Annotated in this window: 17 protein-coding genes and 1 pseudogene; 9 read left to right on the top strand and 9 right to left on the bottom strand. The window is 73.9% G+C overall.

Features of this window, described 5'->3' with window-relative positions:
- Nucleotides 1–91 precede the first annotated feature (91 nt).
- Nucleotides 92–1,297, top strand: coding sequence for a peptidoglycan DD-metalloendopeptidase family protein (locus tag OG989_RS24125; RefSeq protein WP_327028549.1), 1,206 nt, complete (start codon nt 92–94; stop codon nt 1,295–1,297).
- Between the two features lie 74 nt (nt 1,298–1,371).
- Here OG989_RS24125 and OG989_RS24120 read toward each other — a convergent pair whose 3' ends face one another.
- Nucleotides 1,372–2,091: an ElyC/SanA/YdcF family protein gene (locus OG989_RS24120; RefSeq protein WP_327028548.1), complete on the bottom strand. Its 720-nt coding sequence runs from the start codon at nt 2,089–2,091 to the stop codon at nt 1,372–1,374.
- A gap of 176 nt (nt 2,092–2,267) precedes the next feature.
- Here OG989_RS24120 and OG989_RS24115 point away from each other — a divergent pair, with 176 nt between their 5' ends.
- A complete protein-coding gene (locus OG989_RS24115; protein ID WP_327028547.1) occupies nt 2,268–3,428 on the top strand; it encodes an epoxide hydrolase family protein in 1,161 nt (386 codons plus the stop codon).
- Nucleotides 3,429–3,560: 132 nt separating this feature from the next.
- On the opposite strand, the gene OG989_RS24110 is transcribed toward OG989_RS24115, so the two are convergent.
- The gene (locus OG989_RS24110; protein ID WP_151455483.1) at nt 3,561–4,067 is read right to left on the bottom strand and encodes a hypothetical protein; all 507 of its coding nucleotides are present in this window, start codon (nt 4,065–4,067) and stop codon (nt 3,561–3,563) included.
- Nucleotides 4,068–4,289: 222 nt separating this feature from the next.
- On the opposite strand from OG989_RS24110, the gene OG989_RS24105 reads away from it, so the two are divergent.
- The gene (locus tag OG989_RS24105) at nt 4,290–5,375 is read left to right on the top strand and encodes a hypothetical protein (RefSeq protein ID WP_327028546.1); all 1,086 of its coding nucleotides are present in this window, start codon (nt 4,290–4,292) and stop codon (nt 5,373–5,375) included.
- A 72-nt stretch (nt 5,376–5,447) separates the two neighbouring features.
- Here the strand turns inward: OG989_RS24105 and OG989_RS24100 are convergent, their stop codons facing one another.
- Nucleotides 5,448–6,605: a citrate/2-methylcitrate synthase gene (locus tag OG989_RS24100; RefSeq protein WP_327028545.1), complete on the bottom strand. Its 1,158-nt coding sequence runs from the start codon at nt 6,603–6,605 to the stop codon at nt 5,448–5,450.
- 68 nt (nt 6,606–6,673) lie between these two features.
- On the opposite strand from OG989_RS24100, the gene OG989_RS24095 reads away from it, so the two are divergent.
- On the top strand, nt 6,674–7,873 hold the full coding sequence (locus OG989_RS24095; protein WP_327028544.1) for a citrate synthase: 1,200 nt from the start codon (nt 6,674–6,676) through the stop codon (nt 7,871–7,873).
- Between the two features lie 144 nt (nt 7,874–8,017).
- Here OG989_RS24095 and OG989_RS24090 read toward each other — a convergent pair whose 3' ends face one another.
- Nucleotides 8,018–8,509, bottom strand: a complete 492-nt coding sequence (locus OG989_RS24090; protein WP_327028543.1) for an FBP domain-containing protein — start codon at nt 8,507–8,509, stop codon at nt 8,018–8,020.
- Nucleotides 8,510–8,580: 71 nt separating this feature from the next.
- On the opposite strand from OG989_RS24090, the gene OG989_RS24085 reads away from it, so the two are divergent.
- Complete coding sequence (locus tag OG989_RS24085; RefSeq protein WP_327028542.1) at nt 8,581–9,150, top strand: TetR/AcrR family transcriptional regulator; 570 nt, start codon at nt 8,581–8,583, stop codon at nt 9,148–9,150.
- Between the two features lie 15 nt (nt 9,151–9,165).
- On the opposite strand, the gene OG989_RS24080 is transcribed toward OG989_RS24085, so the two are convergent.
- Nucleotides 9,166–9,909, bottom strand: coding sequence for an N-acetyltransferase (locus tag OG989_RS24080; RefSeq protein ID WP_327028541.1), 744 nt, complete (start codon nt 9,907–9,909; stop codon nt 9,166–9,168).
- A 472-nt stretch (nt 9,910–10,381) separates the two neighbouring features.
- Here OG989_RS24080 and OG989_RS24075 point away from each other — a divergent pair, with 472 nt between their 5' ends.
- Entirely contained in the window at nt 10,382–10,744 is a 363-nt protein-coding gene (locus OG989_RS24075) for a hypothetical protein (protein ID WP_327028540.1), read from the top strand.
- A 124-nt stretch (nt 10,745–10,868) separates the two neighbouring features.
- Here OG989_RS24075 and OG989_RS24070 read toward each other — a convergent pair whose 3' ends face one another.
- Complete coding sequence (locus OG989_RS24070) at nt 10,869–11,141, bottom strand: GlsB/YeaQ/YmgE family stress response membrane protein (RefSeq protein ID WP_132239801.1); 273 nt, start codon at nt 11,139–11,141, stop codon at nt 10,869–10,871.
- A 188-nt stretch (nt 11,142–11,329) separates the two neighbouring features.
- Nucleotides 11,330–12,592, bottom strand: a complete 1,263-nt coding sequence (locus OG989_RS24065) for an NAD(P)/FAD-dependent oxidoreductase (RefSeq protein ID WP_327028539.1) — start codon at nt 12,590–12,592, stop codon at nt 11,330–11,332.
- 135 nt (nt 12,593–12,727) lie between these two features.
- On the opposite strand from OG989_RS24065, the gene OG989_RS24060 reads away from it, so the two are divergent.
- On the top strand, nt 12,728–14,290 hold the full coding sequence (locus OG989_RS24060) for a helix-turn-helix domain-containing protein (RefSeq protein ID WP_327028538.1): 1,563 nt from the start codon (nt 12,728–12,730) through the stop codon (nt 14,288–14,290).
- 53 nt (nt 14,291–14,343) lie between these two features.
- On the opposite strand, the gene recD2 is transcribed toward OG989_RS24060, so the two are convergent.
- Nucleotides 14,344–16,548: an SF1B family DNA helicase RecD2 gene (gene recD2 / locus OG989_RS24055; RefSeq protein ID WP_327028537.1), complete on the bottom strand. Its 2,205-nt coding sequence runs from the start codon at nt 16,546–16,548 to the stop codon at nt 14,344–14,346.
- Between the two features lie 135 nt (nt 16,549–16,683).
- On the opposite strand from recD2, the gene OG989_RS24050 reads away from it, so the two are divergent.
- Both OG989_RS24050 and OG989_RS24045 read left to right on the top strand, forming a co-directional pair.
- A complete protein-coding gene (locus tag OG989_RS24050) occupies nt 16,684–17,142 on the top strand; it encodes a hypothetical protein (protein ID WP_327028536.1) in 459 nt (152 codons plus the stop codon).
- Nucleotides 17,139–18,107, top strand: a pseudogene (locus OG989_RS24045) (M48 family metalloprotease); the annotation flags it as partial. The gene OG989_RS24050 and the pseudogene OG989_RS24045, both read left to right, overlap by 4 nt.
- Before the next feature lie 1,732 nt (nt 18,108–19,839).
- On the opposite strand, the gene OG989_RS24040 reads toward OG989_RS24045, so the two are convergent.
- Nucleotides 19,840–22,368 (bottom strand): AbfB domain-containing protein, encoded by a 2,529-nt coding sequence (locus tag OG989_RS24040; protein ID WP_327028535.1) that lies wholly within the window; start codon nt 22,366–22,368, stop codon nt 19,840–19,842.
- Nucleotides 22,369–22,493: the final 125 nt, after the last annotated feature.

Here is a 22,493-nt window from a genome sequence, read left to right as displayed (position 1 = left end):
TTGCCGGCGGGTCAACATGTAGACAATCTTCCTCGTTCTGTCTATCGTCAGCACCACTTAGCGATGTCCTTCGATTTGAAAGAGGTCGTCAATGGTGCACATGAGACGATGGGCCGGCGTCGCCACAGCCCTGCTGGCGACGGAGCTCCTGGTCAGCGGCACCGCCGCGCACGCCGCCGTGCCCAAGCCGGAGCCGGTGCGGGTGAGCGTCGAGGACGCCGTCACCGCCAAGCTGCGCGCGCAGGTCCAGGCCTCGGAGGCGGAGCACGCCGAGACTTCCGCGGTGGCGCACCCGGAGAGCTCCGAGACCCGGGTGAACGTCACCCGCAGGAACGGCCCGTGGGCCTTCGGCACCGCCGTCGCCGTCACCACCCACGAGAAGGACGTCCATCCGACCGGCGCGATCTTCATCGCCCGTGCCGAGGCCGGCACGTGGCGGGTGAACTTCGACGGCGAGGCCGGGTTCAGCGAGCTGGCCGCCGAGTCGCCCCTGGTCAACAAGCAGGAGAAGGCGGTTTTCGCCCGTACCCCGAGCACCATGCAGGCGGGCGGCGACTATCGGACCGGGATGGCCCTGCCCTTCGCGGTGGGTCAGACGTGGACGCTGACCAGCGGCCCGCACGGCTGGGGCGGCTACGAGGCGCCGTACAGCTCGATCGACCTGGCCGGCGGTGACCAGGTGGTCCGCGCGGCGCGGGCCGGCACGGCGTACACGATGTGCACGGGGTGGATCCGGGTGATCCACGACCGGGGCTACTCGACCGACTACTACCACCTGTGGAGCAGCATCTCGGTCAACGGCGCCGCCGTCGGCCAGGGCGCGTACCTGGGCTACACGGGCACCGACGTCACCTGCGGCGGGGCGGCGTACGGCCGGCACGTCCACTTCGGGCTGCGGCAGAACAGCGCCTATGTCGGCATCGCCGGCCACAGCATCGGCAAGTGGGAGTTCGCCAACGGCGCTGCCGCCTACCAGGGCGGGGCGCGGCACGGCTCGGTCTGGGCCGGCGCCGGCGCCGGCCTCTACAACTACGGGGCGCTGGGCTTCAACCAGGCGGTGGTCGACGCCAACGGTGGTGGCTCGGTGAACAAGCGGTCCGGCCCCGGCACCGGCTACGCCGTGCGGGGATCGGTAGGCGACGGCACCACGGTCACCGTCTCCTGCTCCGCCAACGGCACCTCCCACGCCGGGCGGTACGGCACCACCGCGCTGTGGAACCGGCTGAGCGACGGCACCTGGGTGTCCGACGCCTACCTGGCGAGCGGGGTGAACGGTCCGATCAACGGCTGGTGCTGACCGGCATCCGATCCGAGCGTCGACGCAGGGGCCCCGCCATCTTGGCGGGGCCCCTGCCTCGTGGGCGGCCGGGGTCAGCCCGGGATGCCGACGAGGAGGGACTCGTGGCGACCCCACAGCCACCGGAGGTACTGCTGGAGTTCCCCGAGGGTGGCGACCTGGTCCTCGTCCATGTAGGTGAGGATCCGTTTCACTTCTCCCGGCACGAGGTCGTAGGCGGTGGCCCCGGTCTCCGGGACGGGCGTGTCGGGGGAGACGGCCACAGGGACGGGGATGACGGGCAGGCGGAGGTTCCTCCTGTCCAGTGCCTTGAGGACCGTGAGGTAGGCGCGGGGCAGATGGTAGGGGGAGACGGCGAGCGCGAGGCTCGCGATGCCGAGGCCCTGCGCCTGCTCGGCGATCCAGGCGGCCTGCCGGCCGGTGTGGGGGGCGGGTCCGGCCTGGAGGCGGACCCCCTCGCAGCGACGGAGGCCCAGGCCGCGCAGGTGGTCGAGCGTGAGTTCGACGTAGGTCTCCTCGGCCGGGTTCCCGTTCGTCACCAGGAGGTGACGCAGGCCGGGGTTCGCCTCCCAGGTGCGGATCGCGTGGCTGAGCCGCCACTGTTCGCCCTGGCCGGTGGCCACGACGAGGGCGTCGACGCGGTCGGCGGCCGACGGCGGCAGCGTCAGGATCGCCGTGAGGGCCTTCAGCACGTCCAGGAACTGGCCGGCGGTGAAGCCGGCGAGGTCTTCCTCCCCGACGGTCCGAGGGATTCCTCCGTGGGGGTTCGCCGCATGCTCCGCCCTCCTACGCATCGGACGACGATACTGCGTGGGCCGGCGTGACCCCGGAGAGCTTCGACGCTGCGGCCCACCCCGACTGAGCCTGCCGGGTGCCCGCGCGGCAGACCGCACGGCGGAAGGTGCGCGCCCCCGCGTACGCCGTCAAGGATGTGAATCTCGCGCGAGCCGTGACCCTGGAGGGCGCTGGGATGAAGCCGTTCCGCATCGAGATACCGCAGGCCGACATCGACGACCTGCGCCGACGACTGGCCGACACCCGGTGGCCGCACGAGCCGGGCGCGGACGGCTGGGAACGCGGCGTGCCGCAGTCCTACCTGCGGGAGCTGGCCGACTACTGGGGCAGCGGGTACGACTGGCGGGCGGCCGAGGCGCGGCTCAACGAGTACCCCCAGTTCGTCACGGAGATCGACGGCGCCACGGTGCACTTCCTGCACGTACGGTCCCCGGAGCCGGACGCGACGCCGCTCGTCCTCACCCACGGCTGGCCGGGCAGCTTCCTGGAGTACGTCGACCTCGTCGGGCCGCTGACCGATCCGCGCGCCCACGGGGGTGACCCGGCGGACGCCTTCCACGTGGTCATCCCGTCCCTGCCCGGGTACGGCTTCTCCGGCCCGCTCACCGGGACCGGCTGGGGCGTGCCGCGTATCGCCGGGGCGTGGGCCGAACTGATGGACCGGCTCGGTTACGGCCGCTACCTGGCGCAGGGCACCGACTTCGGCTCCTGGGTGACGGTCGCGCTCGCGGCGGCGGACGCCGGGCACGCGATCGGGGCGCACGTCAACTTCCTCATCACGCCGCCCCCCGGCGACCCGCGCGAGCTGGGCGCGCTCGACGAGGACACCGGCCGGCGGCTCGCCCGGCTGGCCCGCTTCGTCGACGACGAGTCCGGCTACATGAAGATCCAGGCCACCCGCCCGGTGACGCTCTCGTACGCCCTGACCGACTCCCCGGTCGGGCAGCTCGCGTGGATCGTGGAGAAGTTCAAGGAGTGGACCGACTCCGGCAAGAGCCCGGAGGACGCCGTGGACCGGGACCGCCTGCTGACCAACGTGTCGCTCTACTGGTTCACCCGTACCGCGGGCTCCTCCGCCCAGCTCTACCACGAGACGGCGGACATGCTCCCGGTCAGCGCCGCGCCGCGGCAGCAGCCCCCGGTGCCGGTGCCGCTCGGGGTGGCGGTCTTCCCGCACGACCCCTCGCAACCCGTCCGGGCCTGGGCCGACCAGGCCTTCCCCAACATCGTGCAGTGGACCGAGCACGACCGCGGGGGGCACTTCCCGGGGCTGGAGCAGCCCGGGCTCCTGGTCGACGACATCCGCCGGTTCGCCCGGACCCTCGGCGGGGCCTGAGCCCAGGGGCGCCGGACCGGGAAGGGCGTCCACCGCCGGGTGGGCACCCTTCGTCGCGGGTGCCGCGCCGATGTTCCTGCCGGGGACCGGGGTGGTGCCGTCACCTGACGGTGGCGGCACCCGGTTCCCCCGTCAGCAGCCGCCGCAGGTGTAGAAGAGGATGTCCCAGTGGCTGCCTTCCTTGGTGTACAGGTTGCCGGAGGCCGCCCGGTACTGGTAGCCGAAGCCGGCGATGTAGCCGACGTAGGTGTAGTTCGCCGAGATGTAGTTCTGGATGCAGGTGCTCAGGGCGATGTCGAGCTTGTAGCCGTTCCAGTGGCTGTAGGTGCCGCCGGCGTGCCCGACCTCGGTGCCGGCGGTGATCGTCACGGCGCAGCCGCTGGCGCGCTTGAAGGTGATGATTCCGCTGATGGTGGCCTGCCGGACGCCGTCGAACGAGGTGCAGGTCGAGACGTAGCGGTCGCTGCAGTTGCCGCTGGAGGTCCAGGAGATGCCGGCGGCGCGTAGCTGCGACGTGGCGTCGGAGTGGCTGATGGCGAAGGCCGGGCTGGCGAGTCCGAGCGTGGCCCCGGTCGCGGCGGCGATGGCAACCAGGAGCGTGAGCAGGCGGCGGCGCAGGGTGGATCGGGTGGACGACATGACTCTCCCGTTCGCGTGGGGGGATTCCTGCGATGAGAAGGCCGACCTTGCAGGATTTCTACCAGACATCGACAGGCATGACTAGATCTGTCGACGCCGGCAGCTCGGGACGCAAGGCCGAACCGCCCCTACCGGCACCAATGGGAAGTATCGACCTGCGCCAGTTTCCTCATCGAGCGGCCGATGGTTGTACGAGACGTGACGGCAGCCTCACACTCCCGCATGGCGATCCCGGCGTCGGCGCAGCCCGCGTGGCGGATCAGGTGGGCCGAGCGCGAGAACGACCGACGGCGGTGCGCGTACGACGCGCAGGTGGCGGCCTGGCAGCGGCACCAGGACCACCTGGCCCGGCTGCGGATCGAGGCGGCCGGGTTCCTCGGGTGCACGCAGCCGCGTGCCGGCCTGCCGGTGGACCTCGACGCCGACGAGGTCGTCTACCGGGTGCTGCCGGTCGCTGACCTGGTCGAGGCGGACGCGCGGCACGGCACCGGGCTGCCCGCCCCGGGCCTGACCGTCGCCACGGACGACGCCGCCGGCCGCGCGCTGCCGAGGGGCGTGCGGGCCCTGGACACGGGAATGGCCGTCGTGACCAACCACCGTGTCGCCTTCTCCTCGGGGCGCGGGTGGCGGCACGAGTGGAGGTACGCGGACCTGGTGGGGCCCGCGCACCATCCCGAGGTGCCGTTCACCCTGCTGCACGCCACCGACGGTCGCCGGCTCGCCGGGCTGCGGGTGCCGGCCGCCGCGACCGTGAACTTCCGCTTCTATCTCACCCTCGCCTTCGCCGCCGCCATTGGCGAACGGGCCGCCGTCACCGCGCAGCTCGAGGCCCTGCTGGCCGCCCACCGGCACGCGCGGCCGGTGCCACCGCTGCCGGTCCACCCGGATCAGGCCCCGTCGACCGGGCTGCGTGCCGAGCGTCGCGCGGCCCTGGCCGCTGCCATCGTCGCGGTGGCGTTCGTGGCGCTGACCGCCGCAGGCCCGGCCTCGCCGGAGGGGGCCGACCCGCCGTACCGGGCGGACGAGAGCGCGCGGGGCGCCTCCGCCGCCGCGACGCCGAACCCCGTCGAGGGCGCCGCACCGACCGCCCGAGGCGAGCCGGCGGCGCGCAACCCGGGCGCGGCGACGTCGGAGGCCGGTGCGCTGGCGGCCGCCACCAGGGGCGGTGTGACACGCGGACGCGCGCCGGTCAGGGCGCCGGAAGTGGTGCGGATCGGCGATGCCGTCGCGCCGGGGGCTCCCTTACTGCGGTGGCTCGCCTGCCCGCAGGGCGATTCCGGTGCCAGTGCTCCGCCCCGTCCTGGGTGACGTTTGGGCACCGGCCTCCGGCGTACGCGCGAGGCGCCATCGCGGATGACGGATCGCGGTGGGCGATGGCGCCTAGCCCAGGGGTGGTGCGGTCCCGGTCGGCAGCGGTCGGGGCGCGCTGGGGCCCACGTAGCGCGAGTCTGGCCGGATGATCTTCGAGTCCTCGGCCTGTTCCAGCACGTTCGCGCACCATCCGATCACCCGGCTGGTGGCGAACGTCGGCGTGAACATCTCGCGGGGCAGCCCGCACAGGTGCATGACCACGCCGGCGTAGTACTCCACGTTCGTGTGCAGTTCCCGGCCCGGCTTCAGTTCCGCCAGCAGCGACAGGACCCGCTCCTCGACGGCCACGGCGAGGTCCACCAGATCGCCACCGAGGGACAGGGCGATCGCCTTGAGCATGCGTGAGCGGGGGTCCTCGGTGCGGTAGACGGGGTGCCCGAATCCCATGATCCGCTCGCCGCTGAGGATGCGGTCGCGCAGCCACGCGTCGGCCCGGTCGGGGGAGCCGATGGCGTCGAGGGTGTCGAGGGCCCGGCTGGGCGCGCCGCCGTGCAGCGGGCCGGAGAGCGCGCCGAGGGCGCCGCCGACGCAGGCGTAGATGTCTGCGCCGGTGGAGGCGACGACGCGGGCGGTGAAGGTGGACGCGTTGAAGCCGTGATCGACAGTCGCGATCAGGTAGCGTTCGATGGCGCGGGCGTGCGCAGCGGACGGCTCCTTGCCGGTGATCATGTACAGGTGGTTCGCCGCGTGCGACAGGTCGTCGCGCGACTCGATCGGCTCCAGCCCCGCCCGCAGCCGGAACAGCGCGGCCAGCAGGCTGGGCGTGAGGGCGCAGAGTGCCATGGCCTGCGCCCGCCGTTCTGCCGCTGGGGTGTCGTACAACGGGCGGGCCCCGGCGGCGAGGCCGGCGACGGCCAGGGCGGCGCGCAGTCCGCCCATCGGGTCCGGCGACGTCGACGCCGCGGCGATGTCGGGCAGCGCGGCGGCGACGGCGGGCGGGATGTGGCGCAGCGGCGCGATCTCGCGGCGCAGCGCCGTGGGATCGGTGGGCAGGCAACCGTCGATGAGCAGCGCCCAGACGTCCTCCAACGTGCGCTGCTCGGCCAGGTCGATCGCTGAGTACTGCCGGTAGTGGTAGAAGCCCTCGGCGCCGCGGACGCGGCCGATGGTGGTGTCGGTGACCACGACGCCGGCGAGCCCGCGCGGAACGGTGATGGTGTCAGGCATGCGGGCAGCGTCACGCCCCCGGACGGGCGTAGTCAACGTTGATCCAGTCAATGTGAGACCATGCCCACATGTCCGGGGAACAGCTGTTGACGACTGCCGAGGTAGCGCTTCGCCTGCGCGTCAAGCCGGAGACGATCTACGCGTACGTCAGTCGCGGACTGCTTGCCCGGGTCAAGGTCCCCGGCGAGCGGATCAGCCGGTTCCGGCTGGCCGACGTCGAACGGCTGGCCTCCCGCACGCAGGCGACCCGGCCGGTCCGCGACGGCGCCCCGGCGATGCGGACGGCCACCACGTTGATCGCGTACGGGCGGCTGCACTACCGGGGGCTGGATGTCGGCAGGCTCGCGCCGGCGTCGGCGTTCGAGGAGATCGCGCACTGGCTGTGGACGGGGGAGCGGCGCGGGGAGACCTTCGCGGCGTCCGCCGAGACCCTCGACAGGGCCAGGCTGGCGAGCAGCCACCTCCCCGCCCGGGCACGGCTGTTCGACCGGTTGCCGGTGATCGTCGCCGTCGCGGCCGCGATGGACCCGCTGCGCTTCGACCTGGCGCCCGCGACCGTGACGGCCCTCGCGCCGGGGTTGCTGTCCACCATGGTCGACGCCCTGCCCCTCGCCGGACAGGCTCCCTCCGATGAGCGCCTCGCTGCCCGCCTGTGGCCGCGGCTGACGGGCACGCCACCGTCCGCAGCTGGTCTCCGGGCGCTCAACGCCGCCCTCGTCCTGCTCGCCGACCACGACCTGGCCGCGTCGACCATCGCGGTACGCGTTGCGGCCTCCACCCGGGCGAACCCCTACGCGGCGGTGCTGGCGGGCCTCGGGGCGCTGGACGGGCCAATGCACGGAGCCGTCGGCAGCGGCGTCCACCGCATGATCGAGGCCGCCCGGCGGGACGGGGCGTCGGCCGCGATCGCCGAGTGGCTGCGGGCCGGCAACCTGCCAGGGTTCGGGCATCCGCTGTATCCGGCGGGCGACCCGCGTGGCACGACCCTGCTCGATCTCGTCGCGGACCTGCCGTTCGAGGGTGATCTGCGGCGGGCGGTGGACGACCTGACGGCCACGGCGGCGCGGCGGGGGGCCCTGCCCAACGTCGACTTCGCGGTCGCCGTGCTGTCGCACGCGGCCGGCATGGGGCCGGGCGCCGCCGAGGTGATCTTCGCGGTCGCCCGGACGGCGGGTTGGATCGCGCACGTCAACGAGGAGTACGCCCAGCCCAGCAATCGGTTCCGCTGGACCAGCGGCTACACCGGGCCGCCTCCCGTCTCGCCGTGAACCCCGCCGCGGCCTCTCCTCGCGGTGGGTGGTCAGGTGGCGCGCCGGCAGTGGCCTTCGAGGGCGCGGATCGCGTCGGCGGGTTCCGGTGGGCAGGTGAGCCCGCTCGTCATCGCCGACGTGCGAATTTGCGAAGCCTGGAGATCAGGCGGTCACGGTGGCGATGAACGCGGCGACGTTCGCCATGGTCCGCTGGATCTTCTCCTCCAGGGTGAGTGACTCCTGCAGCCGTGCGCCGGCGCCCGGGTCCTTCTTGCCCCGCACGTACAGCGAGCAGGCGAGGTCGCTGCACATGTAGGTGCCGACCGTGTTGCCCTGCTGCCCGGCCTTGCCCGCCTTCGGCGCAACCATCAGGGAGATGCCGCCTGTGGGGGCGGTCAGACACATCGAGCACATGCCGTGCCGTGGCTGCGAGGGGGCGGGGTTGGGGCAGCGCAGCGCGAGGGCCCTCGGCCGGCCGTCCAGCTCCGTGACGAGGTAGGCGCGGTGGGGGGCCTGCGGATCTCGCCAGCCGAGGTAGTCCAGGTCGTCCCAGGGCCGGTCGGCCAGGTCGCGCGGGACGGACAGACGCTTCGCCTCGCCCTTGGTGCAGTTCACGAAGGCGGTGCGGATCTCTTGCTCGGTCAGCGGCTTCATACGCGGCAGGCTAATTTCCCTAAAGGTATTAGGCAAATGCATAATGGGTTATGCCGAGCGAGCGGAGGAGCATGGCACGCGCAGGACTGACCCCGGAACGCCTGACCCTGGCGGGAGCGGAACTGGCCGACGAGGTCGGCTTCGACCAGGTGACCGTCTCGGCGGTCGCCAGGCGGTTCGACGTCAAGGTCGCGAGCCTGTACTCGCACCTGAAGAACTCCCAGGACCTGAGGACCAGGATCGCCCTGCTCGCCCTGGAGGAACTCGCCGACCGGGCCGCCGACGCCCTGGCCGGGCGCGCCGGCAAGGACGCCCTGACCGCCCTCGCGAACGTCTACCGCGACTACGCCCGGGAACATCCCGGCCGCTACGCCGCAGCCCAGCTCAGGCTCGACCCGAAGACGGCGGCGGCGAGCGCCGGCGGCAGGCACGCGCAGATGACGCGGGCGCTGCTGCGCGGCTACGACCTGACGGAGTCGGACCAGACGCACGCGGTCCGGCTGCTGGGCAGCGTCTTCCACGGCTACGTCAGCCTGGAGATGGGCGGCGGGTTCAGCCACAGCGCCCCCGACACGCAGGAGACGTGGTCACGGGTCCTGGACGCCCTCGACGCCCTGCTGCACAACTGGCCCGCGCCCTGATCCCGGCGCGACGACCTAGAGTCGGTGCCTGACCCAGACGTTGGGCTCGACGTAGACGGCGTGGTCGTGCGCCACGTCGCAGTGCACCGGCACGAGGGCCCCCGGCACGTGGACCGGCCCGCTGGCGTCAAACGGCAGGCCCGTCCAGCGACGCCAGTCGGCGAGGGTCCCGGCGATCGTCATCGACCGGGTGGCGACGCGCTCGATGCGTCCGCCCGCGCGGACGTGCACCCGCAGCCAGGGGTCGACCGGCAGGCCGTCCTCGCGGACCTGCGCCGCGTACTGCGTCATCGGCAGCTCGGGCCGGGTGTGCTTGCCGCTCGGTCGGACCGGCGCGACGAGCGTGTCGTAGCCCAGCTTCGCGACGGCCTTCCGCATGGCGGCGAGCATCACGGCGGACAACCCGGTGCCGCGGCGGTCGGGCCGGATGCAGATCTCCAACGCCGAGACCATGTTCGTGTCGGCGCCGGTCAGGCGGTTGACGGTGGCCCGCTGGATCACCCGGTCCCAGCCGCCGTCGGGAAGCTCGGACTCCGTCCAGCGCCACGGCACCGCGTACGCCCGGGCGACCGCGCGGGCGGGGTCGGCGGGGTCGACCGCGGCGAACACGAACTCGGGATACAGGTCGTGGGCGACGCCGTAGTACACCGTGCCCATCGGGTCCCACAGCATGAACGGCGGCCACGCCCCGTCGAAGTCCTCGTCGAGCGAACGGCCGAGGTCGGGGCGGTCCGCCAGGCGCACGATGTCGAGGGTCACGGCGGAAACCTAGAGCGCCGGGTCGTCACGCGCACCTCGATTTCGGGGCCTGTGCGGCGGGCCACGGCCGCCCGGACCGACCCGGCAACCCCACGACGGGGCCCCGGGGCGCCGGGCGCTGGCCGGTACGCGGGCGTTCGGTCTATGGTGGCGCCGTGACCGCCCCCGGCCCCTCCCGGCAGCCCCGCACCGCGGCGTACCAGGAGTTTCCCGCCCCGTCGCGGACGACTGCGACCACCGGGCCGCAGGCCCACCTCGTCGCGGGTGCGATCACCCGTCGCCTCGTCGTGCCGTCGGTCGCCCGCGTTCGCCGGGGCACCGTCGCGCCGATCGTCGCGCCGCCGACCCGGCGGGCGCCTCGTCAGCGCCGCCCGCCGCCACCCGTCCGAGATCCACAGGACCGGCACCGGCGGGCGGAGCGCATCAGCGCTCCGCCCTTTCTTTTCGTTCCGAGCAGGGAGAAGGACCGATCGTGTACGTCGTGAACAGGCAGGCCGAGCTGGGGGTGCTCCGGATCGTCCTGGAGGAGCAGTACGAGCGGCACAGCATCCAGCTGGCGCTGCTGGACCGGCAGGCCCGACGGACGCGCTCCGACGGCGCCGATCTCGAGGCGGCCGCCGCGTTGACCGCCGCCACGCGACGGGCCCTGGGTGACATCGCCCGCGCACTGCACTACCTGGAACAGGGCCGCTACGGCACCTGCGGAGGGTGCGACCGCGACATCCCGATCGAGGAGCTGGCGCATCGCCCGTCGACCCGGCTCTGCGCCACCTGCGAGCCGGAGCCCCGTCGGCGTGCGGACAGCGGCCGCAACGGTTGCGACTGCCGCCGGTAGGGCCGGCACCTGTCGTCGGCGCTCCGTCGAAGGACACGGGCGGCGCGGCGGGTTCCGGCACCTCGGCGGACAGGACGGCGCCGGCCCCGCCGCGAGGGTGGGCCGGCGCCGTGGGACGTGCAGGTCAGCGGATGCGTCGGCGACCGTAGGCGCCGGCGGCGACGGCGACACCGATCGCGGCGAAGACGACCTGGAGGGCAAGCTCGATCCAGTCGATCCCCCTGGTGTCGTCGACGCCCAGGGCCCCGGCGACGAGAGTGCCGAGGATCGCCGCCACCACACCGATGAGCAGCGTGAGCCAGATCGGGATGTTCTGCTTGCCCGGGACGACCAGGCGGCCCAACGCCCCGATGATCAGGCCGATGATGATGGCAGTGAAGAAACCGGTGACTTCCACGTGGAGCCGTCCTTCCGGGAGAGTTGTCGTCGAGCTGCGGTGTTGCCCCCGCCGGAAGGGCGGCGAAACCACTCCCGGTCACTTCCACAGCTTCTTCACACAACTGTCATGGAGCTGGGTACGAAACGTCATCGGCGTCATCCGACGCACGCCGAGCCCGCCGCTCCTCGACCCCGGGCGGGCGCCCGTCAGCGCAGCGGGTCGAACGGGCGCAGCTCGACGGGCTGCCCACCGCCGGTGATCTGCTCGGCGAGCAGCTCGCCGGTGAGCGGGCCGAGGGTGATGCCCCACATGCCGTGACCGCCGGCGGCGAAGACGCGCGGTGACCTGGTCCGGCCGATCAGGGGAAGGCCGTCCGGGGTGCAGGGCCGCGAGCCGACCCACTCGTCGGTGCGGGTGTCCAGGTCGGCGCCCCGCAGCAGCGGGCGGGCGGCCTCGGCGATGGCCGAGACGCGGCGCCGGTCCAGCGGCGCCTCGGCGCTGCGGAACTCCATCATCCCGGCGACGCGCAGCCGGTCGCCCAGCGGCGTGCAGGCCACGCGCTGCGCGGGGAAGTAGACCGGGCCGGCCGGCAGGTGCTCGATGGCGACGCTGAAGCTGTAGCCGCGGCCGGCCTGCACGACGGTGCGGACGCCGAAGCGCCGGGCCAACTGGCCGAGCCAGGTGCCGGTCGCCAGCACCACCGCGTCGTAGCGCTCGTCGGTGCCGGCGGAGGTCACCACCCGGACACCGGCCGCCTCGTCGCGGACGTCCAGGACGTCCACGCCGGCCTCGACCACTCCGCCCCGCGCGCGGACCGAGTCGGCCAGGGCGTGCACGTACTGGCCCGGGTTGACGTAGCGCTGGTCGTGCAGGCGGATGGCGGCGCCGATCGTGTCCGACAGCGAGGGCTCCACCTCCCGTGCCTCGGCCCCGGTGAGGACGTCGAACTCGATCCCCTGGCCCGCGGAGTGGATGTGCGCCAGTTCGTCGAGCAGGACCGACCGCTCGGCCTCGGTCCGGTACGCGGCGAGGAACGACTTCGCCTCGTGCGTCGGCGCCGCGACCCCACCGGCGGTCAGCGCGTCGAACGCCTCCAGCGCCCGCCGGTTCATCGGGATGAGGGCCCGCATCGCGCTCTGCCACTTCGACGCCGTGCTGTGCCGCGCGAAGCCGGCCAGGAACCGCAGCAACCGGGCGTCCGCGCGCGGCGGCACGTAGACCGGCGAGGACGGGCTCAGCACGGCGCGCACCCCGTACCGCAGCACCGCCGGCTCCGGCAGGGGAGTGGTGATGCCGGGGGTGAGCCAGCCCGCGTTGCCCCACGACGCGCCCGCCGCGACCCCCGTACGGTCGAGCACGGTGACCCGGACCCCCCGCTCCTGCAGGAACCAGGCGGTGGCCAGCCCGACCATCCCCGCGCCGACGACGGCGACGTGCTGGGGGGCGGGCACTGACTCGACGGGGGACATGGCGTCTTCTCCTTCGGGCGCGACAGGGATCGCGGCCAATCCTGTCCCCACCGGGCCGGGAGGTCATTGTCCGTTCCGGCCAACGATCGCCCAGGTCATTGGCCCTGCCGGACAAGATCGGGGCACAATCGCGGCATGCTCACCGTGGCTGGCGTGGTGGACGCGGCCGGCGCCGCGTTGCTCAAGGTCGTCGTCCCCGCCGACGAGGCGGAGGTACGCGACGTCACCCTCGCCGACGACGCCACGACCGGCCAGAGCGGTGACCTCGTCCTCGGCGCGGGCGTCGCGACCCCGGCACAGGCCCTCGCCGTCGTCGCGCGCTGCCAGGAGACCGGGGCGGCCGGCCTGGTGCTCAAGCCTCCGCTGGCCGCGCACCCCGACGTGACGTCGGCCGCCGCCGACCGGCGCCTCACCCTGGTCGAGCTTCAACGTCACGGCTCCTGGGCCCAGCTCGTCTGGTTGCTCCGCGGGATGATCGACCGGGCCGTCGCGCCCGGCTCGCCGGAGACCGGGGAGCCCGGCGTCTACGACGAGCTGTTCGCCCTCGCCGACGCGACCGCCGCCGTCGTCGACGCGCCGGTGACGATCGAGGACGCCCAGTCCCGGGTGCTCGCCTACTCGTCGCGCCAGGACCGCACCGACCCGGCGCGCGTGTCGACGATCGTCGGCCGTCGCGCCCCCGGCAACGTGATCGCCCACTTCCGTTCCCGTGGCGTCTTCCGCAAGCTCGCGACGGGCAGCGAGCTGATCTTCGTACCGCAGGGCCCGGACGGGACGTTGCCCCGCCTCGTCGTCCCGATCCGCGCCGGCGGCGAGCTGCTCGGCTCGATCTGGGCCGTCGTCGAGGGCCCGGTGCCGGAGGGGCGGCTGCGTGACCTCCAGGGCACGGCGTCCGTACTGGCCCTGCACCTGCTCCGCCTGCGCGTGCAGGCCGACGTCGCGCGCCGGGTGTCGGCCGACCGCCTGCGGGCGGTCCTGCGGGCCCCCGGCGGGATGGGCCGGGAGGAGCTGGCCCTGCCCGAGGGACCGTGGCGGGTCGTCGCCCTCGGAGGGACGGGGGAGATGGTCGACAACCTCGCGCTGTGGGAGTCGATCACCCGCCGGCACGGCTGGCGCCAGCCGCTGCTCGCGGACGTCGGGGACGTCCTGTTCGCCGTCCTGGTGGACGAGGGCACCTCGCCCGGTTCGCGGCGGTGGATGGAGAAGCTGATCCACGACGTCGCCGTGCAGGACCCGGGTCTGTACGCCGCGTCCGGCGGCGTCGCCCGGAACATGGCGGATTTGCCGCGCTCGCGCGCCGAGGCGGCGGAGCTGCTCGCGTTGCGCGGCCCGGCCGGGCAGCGGAGCCCGGTGCTGCGGTTCGAGGACCACTGGGCGGAGCTGGTCGTGCACCGGGTGGTCGGCGCCGTGCCGAGCGTCGACCTGCTGCTGGGTGGCCCCCTGCCCGGTCTCGTGGCCCACGACCGGGAGCACGGCACCGACTACGTCGCCACCGTCGCCGCCTGGCTCGACCAGCAGGGCGACCCGCAGCGGGCCGCCCGGCAGCTGCACGTGCACCCCAACACGCTCCGGTACCGGTTGCGTCGCCTCACCGAGGTCGTCGCCGTGGATCTCGACTCGCCGCGCACGCGGCTGGCGTTGCAGATCCAGCTCGCGGCGCTGCGCCCCACACCGACCGCGCCCCGTCCGGTGGCGTAGGGCCCCCGGCGGGGACCGGCGGCCCGGGCCGGCGTGCGGCAGCAGCGAGGCGCTCAGGCGAGGCGGTGGTCGAGGGCGGTGTGGCGACGCCCGGCCCCGACGGTACGGACGGCGGCGGCGAGGGCACGGCGGGAACCGACCAGGACGACGAGCTTCTTGGCGCGGGTGACGGCGGTGTAGAGCAGGTTGCGTTGCAGCATCATCCAGGCGCTGGTGGTCAGCGGGATGACCACGGCGGGATATTCGGAGCCCTGCGAGCGGTGGATCGTCATGGCGTACGCGTGGGCCAGCTCGTCGAGTTCGTCGAAGTCGTAGTCGATGCTCTCGTCCTCGTCGGTGCGTACCGTCAGGGTCTGCTCGTCGGTGCTGAGAGCGGTGACGATGCCGACGGTGCCGTTGAAGACGCCGGCCTGGCCCTTGTCGTAGTTGTTGCGGATCTGGGTGACCTTGTCGCCGACGCGGAACACCCGTCCGCCCAGGCGGCGCTCAGGTTGCCCCTCGCGTGCCGGGGTGAGCCGCTGCTGGAGCAGCGTGTTCAGGGCCGCCGCGCCGGCCGGGCCGCGGTGCATGGGGGTGAGGACCTGGACGTCGCGGCGCGGGTCGAGGCCGAAGCGGGCGGGGACCCGGGCGCAGGCGACGTCGACGGTCAGGGCGGCGGTGGCGTCGGTGTCGTCGCTGGCGAACAGGAAGAAGTCGCTGAGGCCCTGGAGCAGCGGCGGCTTGCCGGCGTTGATGCGGTGGGCGTTGGTGACGACCCCGGACTCCGCGGCCTGGCGGAAGACCTGCGTCAGCCGGACCCGGGGGACGGCCGGGGCGGCGAGCAGGTCCCGCAGGACCTCGCCGGCGCCGACGGAGGGGAGCTGGTCGACGTCGCCGACGAGCAGCAGGTGCGCGCCGGGCGGGACGGCCTTGACGAGCTTGTTGGCCAGGATCAGGTCGAGCATGGAGGCCTCGTCGACGACGAGGAGGTCGACGTCGAGGGGATTGTCCCGGTCGTGACTGGCCTCCCCGCCGGGGCGCAGCTGCAACAGCCGGTGCACGGTGGCCGCCGGGTGCCCGGTCAGCTCCGACAGCCGCTTCGCGGCGCGGCCCGTCGGCGCGACGAGGGTGACCTTGGCCCGCTTCGCGGCGGCGAGTTCGACGATCGAGCGTACGGTGAAGCTCTTGCCGCAGCCGGGGCCACCGGTCAGCACGGCGACCCTGGAGGTGAGGGCGAGGCGGACGGCCTGTTCCTGCTCGGGGGCGAGGTCGGTGCCGGTGCGGGCCTTCAACCAGGCCAGCGCCCTGCCCCAGTCGACGTCGGCGAAGTGGGGCAGCCGGTCGACGCGGTCGCGCAGCAGCCGCAGCAGGGATCCGGCTAGGGCCTGCTCGGCACGGTGGAACGGCACCAGGTACACCGCCGCCGTCGGCTCGCCGTCCGGCCCGGGCAGCGTCTCGCGGACCACCCCCTCCTCGTCGACGAGCCCGTCCAGGCAGGTGGTGACGAGGTCGGCGGGCACGTTGAGGATCTTGGTGGCGTCGGCGACCAACTGACCGTCGGGCAGGTAGCAGTGCCCGTTGTCGGTGGCCTCGGAGAGCGTGTACTGGAGGCCGGCCTTGACCCGTTGGGGGCTGTCGTGCGGGATCCCGACGGCCTGGGCGATGGTGTCAGCGGTCTTGAAGCCGATGCCCCACACGTCGGCCGCCAGCCGGTACGGTTCGTTCCTGACCACCGTGATGGAGGCGTCGCCGTACTGCTTGAAGATCCGCACGGCCAGCGAGGTGGACACGCCGACGCCCTGGAGGAAGACCATCACCTCCTTGATGGCCTTCTGCTCCTCCCACGCCGCGGTGATCTTCGCGGTGCGCTTCGGCCCCAGGCCGGGCACCTCGACCAGCCGGGCGGGCTCCTCCTCGATCACGCGGAGGGTGTCGAGGCCGAAGTGGGCGACGATCCGCTCGGCGAACACCGGCCCGATGCCCTTGACCAGCCCGGAACCGAGGTAACGGCGGATGCCCTGGATCGTGGCCGGCAGGACGGTGGTGTACGAGTGCACCTCGAACTGCCGGCCGTACTGCGGGTGCGACGACCACCGACCGGACAGGCGCAGGCTTTCCCCCGGCTGGGCTCCCAGCAGCGCGCCGACCACCGTGAGCAGGTCGCTGCCGTGGTCGGTGGCCACCCGTGCGACGGTGTAGCCGGTCTCCTCGTTGACGTAGGTCAACCGTTCGAGCACCGCGTCCAGGACGGCCGACGGCGGGCGGGTGGGGGCAGTCACCCGCCCATCCTGCCTCCCGCCGACGCGACGGCGCCCTCGGCCCGGCCCCGCACACCGTGTCGGGTCAACGGATCCTGGTGCCGGAAACCTTACTGTCGGGTCTGCGGGCTGGCGCCGTGGCGGCACGATGGCATCGTGACCGAGCCCCAGAACGCCGCCGCCGATCTGGTCGTGGGCGCTGCCCACGCGGCGGTCCGCCGCATCGCCCCCGAGGAACTACCGGTCTTCGACGAGGTGGCCGCCGACTGGCGACGGCAGCTGTCGAAGGGCCGCGTGAGCTGGTCCGTCCCGCAGGGCGGGGTCGGCTTCGGCATCGACGTCACCCTGGTCACCGAACTCGCGCTCCAGGTGGTGGCCGCCGCCGTGGGCGAGGTGCTGGTGATAGGTGCCGCCACCGTCCGGGCCGGCCTGCTGCGTCGCCGCCGCGAGCTGCCCGCCCCGCCCGACGCCCCACCGGGGCTGGACCCCGAACAGGCGCGTCGACTGCGTGAGGCGTGCCACCGGCACGCGGTGGCGCTGGGCCTGGACGCCGGCCGGGCGGAACTGCTCGCCGACGCCGCGGTCGGCGCGATGGTCGATCCGCCGGACGCATGACGGGGCCCGGTGCCGGCGGGGCCGACCATGACGGTGGTACGGCTCCGGACGGCACGACCGGCGGCGACCGTGGCCCCGGAGCCGGCCCGCCCCTCCCGCCGGACCGGCTCGGCTGGCTCTACGCACTCGTGCTGGCGTCCCTGATCAGCGTCGGGATCAGCGCCGGCGGCCTCTACTTCCTCGCCGACCGCTCGCTCTCCCGACCCTGGGCGGCCACCGTCGACATCTGCACCCGGGCCCATCCGATGGAGGCCGCGGCACAGTCGGCGGCCCGCGACCGCTGCCTGGCCGGGCAGTTCGGCCGACGTGGACTGGTCATGCTCGCCGGGGCGGGGATGGCGCTGGGCGCGGCGGCGGCGCTCGTTGTGGTGCTGCCGCTGGCCGACCGGCGTCGGCTCCGCCGCCGGCTCACCGTGCCGGGCGCGCAGGAGCGCTTCGTCGACCTCTGCGACCGCAGCGGGCTGGCCGCGCGTCACCGGCCCAGGCTGGTCGTGGCCGCCCCGCCCGTACGGCAGGCGTACACCACCGGTGGTGTGGTCGGCCGGCCGACGGTGGTGCTCCCGGCGGCCGTCGCGGTGGCCCACGCCGACCCGGCGCGGTTCGACCCCGTGGTGGCGCACGAACTCGCGCACGTCCTCGCCCGGGACGTGGCCTGGGCGTCGGCCGTCCGTGGCCTGATCTGGCTGCCGGTGCCCGCGGTGCTCGCCGCCGGCCTGCTCGAGGTGGCCCTCTTCGGGCTGAACGCGACCTACCTGACGGCGCTCGGCCGGGCGACGGTCGTCGCGGTGTCGACCGCGCTGCTGGCGGCCGGGCTGTTGCGGCGGCGTGAGCGGGAAGCCGACCGGTACGCCGCCGGCGCCGGCCACGCCGGGCACCTGGCCGCGTTGCTCCGCGCCGGGGCCGTGGGCCCCACGCGGCGGCGCCGGCTGCTCGCCCGGCATCCGGATCCGGCGGCCCGGGCGGCGGCGCTGGCCCGGCCGGCGGACCCGCCGGGGGGCCTGACCCATGGGCTGGCGGTCGGCGCGGTCGCGATGCTGGCGATGGGCTCCGCCGACGCCCTCGTACGTGACCTCTTCCTGACCGCGCACGCGACCGTCGGCCCGCCCGTCGCGGTCTGTGTCGGCGCCGTCCTGCTGAACCTCGGGCTGCTGCCCGTGCTGGTCCGCCGGGCGGCCGCTGGGGCGGGCGGCTGGTGGCGGTCCGTCGTCGGCGTGGCCGTCGGGTTCGCGGCGACGGCGTTCGTCGCCACCGTGCTGCCGGTTCCGGGCAGTTCGGGCGTGCCGGTCCGGGCGGAGGTGCCGGTCGCGATGATCGTCGCCGCGCTGGCGGGGCTCCTGGCCGCGTCGGTGGCCGGGCTCTGCGTGCTGTTGGCGCGACTGGTCGTCGCCCGCCGGCCCGGGTCGGTCGGTTGGCGTTCGGCCACGTACCTGGTCGCGGCGGCCGCCGGTGTCGCGGTCCTCTGGCCGTTGCCGGCGGTGGCGTCCGTGACGACCGACGGCCACGTGGCCCGCGCCTGGCTGGTCTTCGCGCTGCCCCGTAGTGGTTGGCCGCTGCTCGCGCTGCTGGTCCCGGTGCTGGTCGGCCTGCTGCTGCGCGGGGCCGGGGAGGGGCACCCACGCCCGCCGCGCCGGTGGGACCGGGGGGTCGTGGCGGCGGTCCTGACCGCCGTGCTGATCGGTGCGGGAGCCGCCGTGTGGCGGACCGAGCTGTTCCCGCCGGGCACCCTGGCCGAGGCGGGCCGGCAGGCACAACAGCGCTGGCTGCTCTGCGCGCTCACCGGCTGGGCGGTCCTGGTGGTGCTCGCGGTGGGCCGTCGTGCCGGTGTCGGCCGGGCGCTGACCGCGGGTTGGGTGGCCGGCACGGCGGCGGCGCTGTTGCAGTACCTGCACGCCCTGGCGACCGGACGGGCGGACGGGTGGGACACCGTCGAGGCGCACCTGCTGGCTCCGCTGGTGTGGCTGGGCTACCTCGTCGCGTTCACCCTGCCGTTCCTGCTGTCCCGGCCGGCGGTGGTCGGACCGACCCCGTCCTGGCCGGCCCGTGCCAGGGCGCCCGTCGCGGCGGTCGCGGCGCTGGCGGCCCTGCTCGCGGTGGCGGTACTCGGTCCGGGGATCCCCGGGGCGTACGCCCCGCTTCCGGTGGCGGAGCCGTCCCGCGCCACGGCGACGTCGCCCCCTGCGGGCGTCCCGCCGGTGCCCGACGCCACCCCGGGGCCCACGCGGTCCGTCGCGGGGCGCGACCCCGGTCGGCCGCTCACCCGCGCGGAGGCCCGCCGGGCGGCGGGCGCGGTCCGGGCGGTGCTGCCGCGGGGCTGGCAGGTCCGGCCCGACCGGGCTGCGGGCGGCGGCTCCCGGATCGACCCGCCGGCCTGCCGGCCCCTGGCCGAGGACTCCTACCTGGACCGGCTCGGCGAGGTCGAACGGGTCCGGGAGCGGGCCCGCTACGCCACGGTGCGCGGGCCCACCGCCACCGCGTCGACCGAGCTGGTGATCGAGGTCAGGTCGCATGCCGATCCGGTGCCCGCCGCGGTGCTCGCCGAGGCGGAGTCGGCGCGCCGGGCCTGCCCCCGCTTCACCCTTGGGGGTGCGGGCGGCTCGGCGGTGCGGTTCGCGGTCGACGCGCAGCCGCCACCCGCGCTGGGCGAGCAGTCCTGGCGGGTGGACTACCGGCTCAGCGCGGGCAGCGGGCGGGCCCGGATCACCGGGCGGTCGGCCTTCGTGATCGTCCGGGCGGGGCACAACCTGGTGACCGTCTACGCCAGCGCCATCGCGGAACCCTTGGACGAGCGGCTGCTCGACACGGCGGTCGGGGCCGCGGTGGCGGGACTGAGCGGCTGACCGACCTGGGCGGCGGTGCGCCAGCTCGCGGTCCGGTCCTCACGGTGCCCAGGGCGCGGCGACGTTCCAGGTGCTGTCCGCGCTCCAGAGGGTGGGCGTGTCGTACGCCGGCGCCGCCGGCGCCGTTGCTGAGCCACACCTCCGAGTTGAAGTGGCGCAGGAACGAGCCCCGGAAGTTGTACGACTCCAGGGAGACCCCGCCGCCGGTCAGCCCGGTGCGGGCGCACCAGGTGGCGTCGGCGCGCATCAGCGCCGAGCCGTCGTTCGGCGAGTTGCGGACCCGGGACGCGGCGTGCCGGAGGTACTGCCCCGGGAAGTTGACCGACTCGAAGGAGTAGCAGTTGGCGTCGGCCAGCCCCGCCCGGATCGTGTAGGTGGCGTCGTTCTTGAGCAGCGCCGTGCTGCCCGGGTCGACGATCTCGGTGTAGGCGAGGCTGTCCTGGTGCCGCAGGTACCTCTGCGTGTGTCCGGGCGTGGTCACCTGCAACGACCGTCGCGTGTTCAGCGGCAGGGCGACCGGCTGGTTGTCGCCGAGCGACCTGGACGCGTCGATGAGCGCCTGGTTGGCCGCCCGGACCCGGGACTCGACCATCTTGACGATCCGGCGGTCGTAGGTGAGGAAGCCGTTCAGCTCGCCTTCGACGTCGGTGATCTCGGTGTAGACCGAGGCGCTGAGGCCCTTGCCGAGCATCAGGTTCCGGGTGCCCTGCACCAGCCCGACGTACCGGTCGGTGAGGGCGGTGGAGTTCGGCTGCCACTCGTAGGCGAAGAAACTGCCGTTGGGGCTGTACTCGTGCCCCGGCGTACGCAGGCCCAGGCCGCCGAACTCGCCGAGCACCGCGACCCGGGTGGCCGACGGGCTCGGCGAGGCGGGCCCGAGGTACATGTGCCAGTCGTCGATGTCCCCGTTACCCGGGTCGCCGAGGGACTGGCAGCAGTTGTGGCCGCTGTGCACGTTCACCAGCCGGGTCGGGTCCTGGTTCTTCACGTTCTGGCCGACCCGCCGGGTGTCGGCGAGCGCGCGTTCGCCCCACCCCTCGTTGTAGACCGTGTAGGCGACCACCGAGGGGGAGCTGCGGTGTTCGTCGACGATCTCCCTCGCCTCGGCCTCGAACTGTGCCTGCTGGGCGTTGTCGGCGTTGACGTCCTGCGCGGTGAGGGACGGGACGTCCTGCCACACCAGCAGGCCGAGGCGGTCGGCGTGGTAGAACCACCGCTGCGGTTCGACCTTGATGTGCTTGCGGACCATGTTGAACCCGAGGTCCTTGTGTTTTTGCAGGTCGAAGGCGAGTGCCGCGTCGGTGGGGGCGGTGTGGAGCCCGTCCGGCCAGTACCCCTGGTCGAGGGTGCCGGCCTGGAACACGAACTGGCCGTTGAGCTTCGGGCGCAGCACCCCGCCGACCATCCCGGTGGTGATCTCCCGCATGCCGAAGTAGTGCGTCGTCCGGTCCGCCTGGGCGCCGCCCGCGTTGCGCAGCGTCACCCGTAGGCCGTAGAGGAACGGATCGTCCGGGGACCACCGGCGGGCGTTCGGCACCGGCACGCTGAAGTCGGTGAAGCCACCGGTGGCCGAGCCGACCAGCGTGCTCCCGTTCAACGCCTCGGCCAGCACGCTGTGTCCGGTGACGTTGCCCCGGGTGGACACCCGCACCCGTAGCGTGTTGGTGGACAGGTTCGGATACACGTCGACGCCGCTGATCGACGCGGTCGGCACCGGCTCCAACCAGACGGTCTGCCAGATGCCGGAGCTGGGGGTGTAGAAGATCCCACCCGGGGTCCTGGTCTGCTTGCCGATCGGGGGGAGGCTGCCGTTCTGCCGGCTGTCCGTCGGATCCCACACCTTCACCACGATCTCGTTCGTGCCGCCGTTGAGATGCGGCGTGACGTCGAACGTGAAGGCGTCGTAGCCCCCGGTGTGCCCGCCGACCTGCGCGCCGTTGACCCACACGGTGCTCTGCCAGTCGACCGCCCCGAAGTGCAGCAGGGTCCGGCGGCCGGACCAGTCGGCCGGCACGGTGAAGGTGCGTCGGTAGAACAGGTAGTGGCGGTTGTCGTTCGCGGCGCGCCGCACGCCGGACAGGGCGCTCTCCACCGGGAACGGCACGTTCACCCGCTCGGGGAGGTCCGTGCCGAACTGCGGGGCGTCGTCGGTGGCGGACTGGCGCAGTTGCCACTCGCCGTTGAGGTTCAGCCAGTCGGGCCGGGTCATCTGCGGCCGGGGGTACTCCGGCAGGGGCGTGCCCGTGAGGGCCTGGCTGGTCCACGGCGTGGTCAGCGGGGGCGTCTTCGCGGGCGCCGCCCGGGCCGGGGACACCGGCGTGAGCAGGGCGGCCAGCAGGGTGAGGGCGGCCGCCAGCGGCAGGGTGCGGATGCGGGCGCGACGTGTCATGCCGTCTCCGATGTGGACGGGTCGGCGCGGGCGCGGGGCCCGTGCGACGGACGGGGATTCTTCAGGCCTGCGCGGGATGCGGGCCGGGGGCAGGGCGACCCGCGCGGTCGCCCCGCCCCGGGCGT

This window comes from Micromonospora sp. NBC_01740, assembly GCF_035920365.1.
GTDB lineage: Bacteria > Actinomycetota > Actinomycetes > Mycobacteriales > Micromonosporaceae > Micromonospora > Micromonospora reichwaldensis.
Note: the sequence above shows the minus strand (reverse complement) of the source record. Positions and strands in the feature narration are given on the sequence as shown.